The 7,228-nt window shown below is 70.4% G+C and carries 5 protein-coding genes; all 5 read right to left on the bottom strand.

The window, feature by feature from the left end:
* A partial coding sequence (locus tag AOM06_RS01320; protein WP_062301487.1) for a DUF222 domain-containing protein occupies positions 1 to 971 on the bottom strand: 971 nt, incomplete at its 3' end.
* 250 nt (positions 972 to 1,221) lie between these two features.
* Complete coding sequence (gene pheT, locus AOM06_RS01315) at positions 1,222 to 3,801, bottom strand: phenylalanine--tRNA ligase subunit beta (protein ID WP_062301485.1); 2,580 nt, start codon at positions 3,799 to 3,801, stop codon at positions 1,222 to 1,224.
* Entirely contained in the window at positions 3,801 to 4,886 is a 1,086-nt protein-coding gene (pheS, locus tag AOM06_RS01310) for a phenylalanine--tRNA ligase subunit alpha (protein WP_062301482.1), read from the bottom strand. The genes pheT and pheS overlap by 1 nt, the downstream gene beginning before the upstream one ends.
* Before the next feature lie 164 nt (positions 4,887 to 5,050).
* Positions 5,051 to 5,500, bottom strand: a complete 450-nt coding sequence (locus tag AOM06_RS01305; RefSeq protein WP_062301479.1) for a hypothetical protein — start codon at positions 5,498 to 5,500, stop codon at positions 5,051 to 5,053.
* Between the two features lie 9 nt (positions 5,501 to 5,509).
* Positions 5,510 to 7,222 (bottom strand): diguanylate cyclase, encoded by a 1,713-nt coding sequence (locus tag AOM06_RS01300; RefSeq protein WP_062301476.1) that lies wholly within the window; start codon positions 7,220 to 7,222, stop codon positions 5,510 to 5,512.
* Positions 7,223 to 7,228: the final 6 nt, after the last annotated feature.

Raw genomic sequence — 7,228 nt, 5'->3', positions numbered from 1 at the left:
AAGGCTTGGGAGCCGGTGCCGAGGACGACGGGCAGGATCTGCATGTCGACGGCGAGGCGGCGGACATCGCCGGGGCCGAGGGGCACGCCGATCGCGTCGCAGGAGCCGAGCCCGACGCCGGTGCGCAGCGCCTGCTCGTCGATACGCACCACCACCGTGGTGGATACCCCGGAGCCGGGCTCGGTGCACCGCATCCCGTGACGGGCGAGATCCACCAGCGCGTCGACGCGCATCCGTCCGGCCTCACCCGGATCGGCGGGACCGAGGCCTTCGTCGCGGCGCTTGGCGAACCCCGCCGAGACCTGCGCATCCAGCCAGGTCTTCACCACCGCACCCGACGCGGCATCGAGCCGGCCGTTGAGGTTCACCATCCCGTCGGCGCTCTCGGTGACGTTGAGGAACCTCTCGCGGCGTTGACGGTCCTGACGCTCCTGCCACCGGTCGACATCCCAGCGGGCGACCACGTCCGTGCACGCCTTCCGCAAATCTGCGAGCGAGAGCCGTCGCGCGGACGCGACGAGCCTCTCGGCTAGCGCCTCGCCGGCGCCGGCGCACTGGTCCAGGGTCTCCACGATCAGGCGGGCCTGCGCCGTCGACACCTCTCCGGCGAGCACCGCGGCCGCCACTGCCGACCAACCCTGACCGTCGCCATCGTCCGCGTTGGCCAGCAGCGTGCCGGCCTCGATCGCATCCCGGGCCTGACCACCCGTGCCGCCCTGACCCTGCGCGACCATCTGATGCGCGTTCCTATGCCCGTGCTTGCGCGCCATTCCCCCACCCTTCGCGCTGTCGGACCGGCGGGCGACCTCGGCAGCCACCGCCGCATGCGGCAGCGCCGCCACCCGTGCGAACCGCGCCGCCACCTCCAGCACGGCCGCCAGCTCGGCCTCCGACAGCGCCCCCAGGTCACGGTCCTCGAACGGCGCAAGCGCCTCACGCGCCGCGTCGATCACCTCTACCGGGAAGGTCATGACACCACCCAACCACCCGGGTCTGACACCCACCCCCAGATATCCACCCTGGTAGATGTGGAAAACGCCGCCGCTTCCCGGCCTGGGGACATCACTCCCGCAGTGCGACGCTCGCCAGAGGGCTGCCAGCGGCACCGGACACACGGGGACGCCCTTGGACGTCCCCGTCGCTCAAGCTTCCCACCCAACGAACAAGCGGCGGCCGGCGGGGTCTCCCCCGCCTGCCGCCGCATCGTCCAATCAGACGGAACTACCGCAGCAAGGCCCCGAACTTCTCCGAAGCGGCCGCGATGATCGCCTCGCGCACCGACAGCACCTCATCCGCGGAGAGAGTGTGGTCCGCGTCGCGCATCTTGACGTTCACGGCCAAAGACTTCAGACCGGAACCGATCTGCTCGCCCGTGTAGACGTCGAAGACGCGCGCGTCCTCGACCAGGCCGTCGCCGGCCTCGATGACAGCGGAGACAAGGTCCCCGGCCGCAACGGCGGACGGAACCACGAAGGCGAAGTCCTCCTTCGCCAGCACCTGCCCAGAAACGGGCGACGCCGTCATCAGCACGCCGTCCGACTCCTCGATCAGCGGGTCGAGCAGCAGCTCGAACGCCACGGTCCGCGCCGGCAGACCCAGGTTCTCGCACACCTTGGGGTGAAGCTCGCCCGCGGCACCCACGATCTCACCGTCGAGGCGGTAGATCGCCACGCGACCCGGGTGGAACGGCGCCGCCGACTGGCGCTCCCCCACCTCAGACGAGATCTCGAGCACCACGCCGCAGGCGCGCTCGACCTTCTCGACCATCGCGAGGGCGTCGGTCCACTTCCACGGCGTCGCGTGGCCGTCCCAGCCCGCGGCGACCTTGTTGCCGGCCATGACGCCCGCCACGCGGCGCACCTGGCCGGGAATCGCCTCGTTCAGCGCTTCGACGTCATCCGGCGTGATCGAGGTGCCGGAGTAGGTCGCGGGGATGGCCCCGACTAGACGGCCGAGGTACGCACGCCCGGTCTCGTACAGCGCCACGTCCTGCGCGCCGCGACCCAGGTTCACACGCACGGCATCCACCAGCGTCTCGAAGATCGCCGTGCGCAGCAGCGGCTGCTCGGCGGAGATCGGGTTCGCCAGGCGGATCACGTCGCGACGGACGTCATCGGACGGCAGCAGGCAGTCGTCGAGCCGCTGCTCGGAGATGAACGGGTACGTGAGCACCTGCGTCAGCCCGGCCTCGGCCAGGGTCCGTGCCACCGACTTCCGCACGATCTGCGAGTGCGTGTAGCCGCGTCCCGGAGGCGCGACGGGAAGCACGGACGGCAGCGCGTCGAAGCCCTGCAGACGCGCGACCTCCTCGACCAGGTTGATGGGCGACTCGAGGTCGGCACGCCACGTCGGCGGCGTCACGATGAGCACCTCGCCGTCGCGCTCGACCTGGCACCCCACCTGAGTAAGCGAGTCCATCACCTGGGCAACCGAGTACTCCACGCCCACGATGCGCGACGGGTAGTCCACATCCATCTCGATGGCCTCGACGGCGGGCACGTCGTTCACGTCGGTGTAGACGTCCTCGATCGCTCCCCCGCCGAGCTCCGCCAGGAGGTTGGCGGCACGCTGCACGGCAACGGGAGGCAGAGACGTGTCGACCGCGCGCTCGAAGCGGCGCGAGGCCTCCGAACCCAGCTTGTGCCGCCGCGCCGTGCGCGCGATGGTGATCGGGTCGAAGTGCGCGGCCTCGAGGAGCACGTCCGTGGTCGACGCGGACACCTCGGTCAGCGCGCCGCCCATGACGCCGGCAATACCGATCGGACGGGCGCCGTGCCCACCGAGCGAGTCGGTGATGAGCAGGTCCTCGCCATGGAGCACGCGCTCCGTGCCGTCGAGCGTCTCGATCTCCTCGGCCGGGACGGCACGACGCACCACGATGGGCGCGGTGAGCGTGCCGAGGTCGTACGCGTGCAGCGGCTGACCGAGCTCGAGCATGACGTAGTTGGTGACGTCCACCGCGAGCGAGATCGAGCGCATCCCGGCGCCCTCGAGGCGCTGCTTCATCCAGCCCGGCGACGCGGCGGCGGGGTCGAAGCCGCGCACGATGCGCGCGACGAACCGGTCGCAGCCCACGTTGCCGCGCACGGGCGCGTGGTCCTCGATGAGGACGGGGAAGCCGTCGCCGGCGGCGCCCGTCACCGAAAGCGAAGCAGGATCGGTGAACGATGCGCCGGTCGCGTGCGAGTACTCGCGCGCCACGCCGCGGATCGAGAACGAGTAGCCGCGGTCGGGCGTCACGTTGATCTCGATGGTCTTCTCGTCGAGACCGAGCAGCGCGATCGCGTCCTGCCCCGGCGTCAGGTCATCAGCGGAGAACCCCATCTCCGTCAGCACGATGATGCCGGAGTGGTCGTCGCCGAGGCCCAGCTCGCGCGACGAGCAGATCATGCCGTCCGACCAGTGGCCGTACGTCTTCCGTCCCGAGATCGGGAACGGGCCGGGCAGCGTCGCGCCGGGCAGCACCACGACGACCCAGTCGCCCTCGACGAAGTTGTGCGCACCGCAGACGAAGCCCTTCGACGGCGGGTAGTCGACCTTGTTGTCGGGCTTGTGCCCCGGCCCCTCAGGGTCGTTGAAGGATCCGACGTCCACGCGGCAGTAGTTGATCGTCTTGCCGTTGGACTGCTCCTCCTTGACCAACGACATGACGCGCCCGACCACGAGCGGACCCTCGACTCCCGAGCCGTGGATCCCCTCCTCCTCGAGCCCGACCTTCGCGAGCGAGGTCGCGATGTCCTCGGGCGAGGCGCCGTCGAGAGCAACCGACTCCGCGAGCCATGAAAGCGGAATCTTGGGCATCAGATCTCCATCCCGAACTGCTGAGAGAAGCGCACATCGCCCTCGACCATGTCGCGCATGTCGGTGACGTTGTGGCGGAACATCAGGGTGCGCTCGATCCCCATGCCGAACGCGAAGGCCGTGTACTTCTCCGGGTCGATGCCTGCGGCGCGGAGCACGTTGGGGTGCGTCATGCCGCAGCCGCCCCACTCGATCCAGCCGGTGCCGCGGCACGTGCGGCACGCCGCATCGGCGCCACCGCACACGAAGCAGCGGAGGTCCATCTCCGCGCTGGGCTCGGTGAACGGGAAGAACGCCGGGCGCAGGCGCGTGATCGCCTCCGGCCCGAAGAGCGCCCGCGCGAAGTGGTCGAGCGTGCCCTTGAGGTGCGCCATCGTGAGGCCCTTGTCGATCGCGAGGCCCTCGATCTGGTGGAACACGGGCGTGTGGGTCGCGTCGAGCTCATCGGTGCGGAACGTCTTGCCCGGGCACACGACGTAGATGCCGCGCCCCTCCTCGAGCGAGTCGCGCCTCTCCAAAGCAGCACGCACCTGCACCGGCGAGGTGTGGGTGCGCATCAACAGCCCGGAGGACGGCGGGTCGATGAAGAACGTGTCCTGCATCTCGCGCGCCGGGTGGTCCGGGTCGAAGTTGAGGGCGTCGAAGTTGAACCACTCCGCCTCCATCTCGGGCCCCTCGGCGACCTCCCAGCCCATCGACACGAACAGGTCGCACATGCGCTCCTGCATCGTCTCGATGGGATGCCGCGCCCCGACAAGAGCACGCGAGGACGGCAGCGTCACGTCGACGGCCTCCTCGACCAGCACGCGCGCGTCGCGCTCGGCCTCGAGCTCCGCGGTGCGTGCGGCGAGCGCGCGGCCCATGGCGGCGCGAGCGCCACCCATCGCCTTGCCGGCGGCGGCCTTGTCCGCGGGCTCGAGCCCGCCGATGAGCCGGTTCGCGAGCGTCAGCGGCGCCTTGTCGCCGGTGTGGGCGAGCCGCGCCTCCTTGAGCTCGTCAAGATCGGCGGCGGCCTCGAAGGCCGCCAGTGCAGCGTCGACGGCGGCGGACACGCCCGCAGCGTCGAGCGGGGAGAGTTCAGACATGGATGGCCCTTCACAGCCTCGAAAACAACCGGTCGAAGTCTAGCGGGGCGCACGGGCGGGCCGGCGGGGGACGATGCGGTCCTCACCTGGGGCGTCCGGGCGCGCGTGTCAGGCCCGGAGGTTCTCTCCGGGCCTAGGTAAACAGGCGGGTGATGCGCATCGTGCTACCAGGGTAGCCCGAACATCCAGGTGAGCAGCGCCGCCATGAGCACCGCGACGATCGCCGGGTAGACCGTGCGAAGGAAGGCGGGGATCTGCGTGTTCTTCACGAGCAGGATGTTGGTGAAGATCATGAGGACCGCGATCATCGAGCCGATCGGCACGAACGGCAGCAGGATCAGCGGCGTGAACATCGTCACCTTGGCCGCGGTGGACACGTGGGCGCCCATCTTGAAGATCGGCTCGCCGTCGAGGTAGAGGGTCTGGAAGCCGGGCAGGATGCCGTTGGACGTCAGCTTCGCGATCTTCCCGTTGCGCAGCGGGATCGCCCAGCGTCCACCCTTGCGCTTGACGACCTCGCCGTCGATGCGGATCTTGTAGGTGAGCCCCAGGACGCCTTCGACCTCCAGCTTGCCCCGAGCTCCGGGGATGTCGAGCGGTCGTGTGTTGTCCATCGGGCCTCCTCAGTCCCGGGGGACACTACCAGCCGAGGAGGGCCGCTCCGTGTCGACGAGCGCCGCTTCCGCCGGGACGGGGCCGCCCTGCGTATAGGTCCGCCCCTTGCGCACGCGCTTGCCGGCCACCAGTGCGCGGTCCGCCGCGGTGTGCAGGTGCCGCAGGTCGAACCCGATCTCCGAGCCGATCGCGAAGCCCGCGGTGACGCCCACACGGGAGCCCGCGATGCTCGAGCGCTTGACCGCCGACTCGACGTCGTCGCGCAGACGGCGCGCGACATCGACAGGCTCGGCGCCCTCGCCGAGCGCGATGAGGACCACGAACTCGTCGCCACCCACCCGCGCCGCGACGTCGTGGGATCGCACCGAGTCGCGCAGGGCGTCGCCGATCACGCGCAGCACCTGGTCGCCCGCATCGTGCCCGTGCTCGTCGTTGACGCACTTGAAGTCGTCGAGGTCCAAGGCGATCATCAGCGCGTCCTCGCGCACGCGCCGCATCGATCGGAGGGCGGCGCGGCCACGGCGCTGGAAGTCGTACCTGTTCGACAGGCCGGTGACGGCGTCGATCTCGGAGCGCTGACGCATCGTCGAGATCGGGCGCCACAGGCGCAGCGCGACGATCACCGCCACGACCACGAGCACCATCGACACGGTCGTCGCCCACGCCGTCACCCGCTGCATGCTCGCGACGGACGGCGCGAGATCGGCCGGATCCGCGTCGAGGTGGAGCACCCAGTCGATGCCGGTGTCGGGATCCATGGCACGCTCGACCACCACGTGGTCCGTGGTGCCCGCGCCTTCAGGGTCCGGAGGCATGGTGGGCTCACCGTCAGGCACCGGAGGCGAGGCCGCGCCGTCGGGCGCGCCCTGGGGCACCATCTCACCCTCCGCCAGCCCGATGTCCTCCGCGCTCGGGATAGTCATGCGCGCGTCGACGGCACGGCGAAGGTCCTCGCGGGCCCCCGTCGGCGCCGCGATGATGCTGCCGTCCGAGGCGAGGATGAACGCGCGCGCGTCACCGCCGGCGGGGATGTCCTCGAGCACGTCGCCGACCAGGTCGACGTCGAGGTCCGCGCCCACGACCGCGACGACCTCGTCGCCCGCGATCGCGGACGTCACCGGCGAGACCGCGATCTCGCCGGTCCGCACCGACACATAGGGCTCCGACCACTCGACGTCCGAGGCTCCGAGACCCGTCTGGTACCAGGAGCGCTGGGTGACGTCGTAGTCGTCGCGGTCCCCCTCGGTGCTCAGCTGCACCAGGTCGCGGTTGTACTCGGTGCGCACCACGTAGGAGCCGCCGTCCTCGAGCGGGTCGACACGGAGCGACGCGTAGCCGTCGCCGAGCCGGGCCAGGAGGAAGACGTATCCCGACTCGTCCGCCACGAACATCGAGCCCACCGCGGGCTCGTCGTCGAGCTGGTCGGCCATGATGCGCAGGAGCACGCCCGTCTCGGGCAGGCTCCCCTCGCGCTCGATATCGTTGGCGGTGCCCACCACCACGTCCGCGACCGAGTCGGCCACGCCCGCGACGCGCTCGGCCATGAGATCGCCGACGTACTCGTACATGTCCTCGGTCGCGGCATCGACCGTGCGCGAGGCGACCACCGCGTTGAGGATCGACGTGGCCATGAGCATGACGACCACCGTGACCGCGAGCACGATCCCGGCGACGACCCCGCGCGCGGGCGCGACGCGGCCGCGACGGAGGACTCTGCTCATGACCGA

This window comes from Demequina subtropica, assembly GCF_000971235.1.
Taxonomy (GTDB): domain Bacteria; phylum Actinomycetota; class Actinomycetes; order Actinomycetales; family Demequinaceae; genus Demequina; species Demequina subtropica.
This window is presented reverse-complemented; position numbering and strand designations above follow the sequence as displayed.

Excerpts from the sequence above, each read along its gene's own strand:
- pheT (WP_062301485.1), bottom strand. The coding sequence starts at position 3,801 with ATGCCCAAGATTCCGCTTTCATGGCTCGCGGAGTCGGTTGCTCTCGAC.
- pheS (WP_062301482.1), bottom strand. The coding sequence starts at position 4,886 with ATGTCTGAACTCTCCCCGCTCGACGCTGCGGGCGTGTCCGCCGCCGTC.
- AOM06_RS01305 (WP_062301479.1), bottom strand. The coding sequence starts at position 5,500 with ATGGACAACACACGACCGCTCGACATCCCCGGAGCTCGGGGCAAGCTG.
- AOM06_RS01300 (WP_062301476.1), bottom strand. The coding sequence starts at position 7,222 with ATGAGCAGAGTCCTCCGTCGCGGCCGCGTCGCGCCCGCGCGCGGGGTC.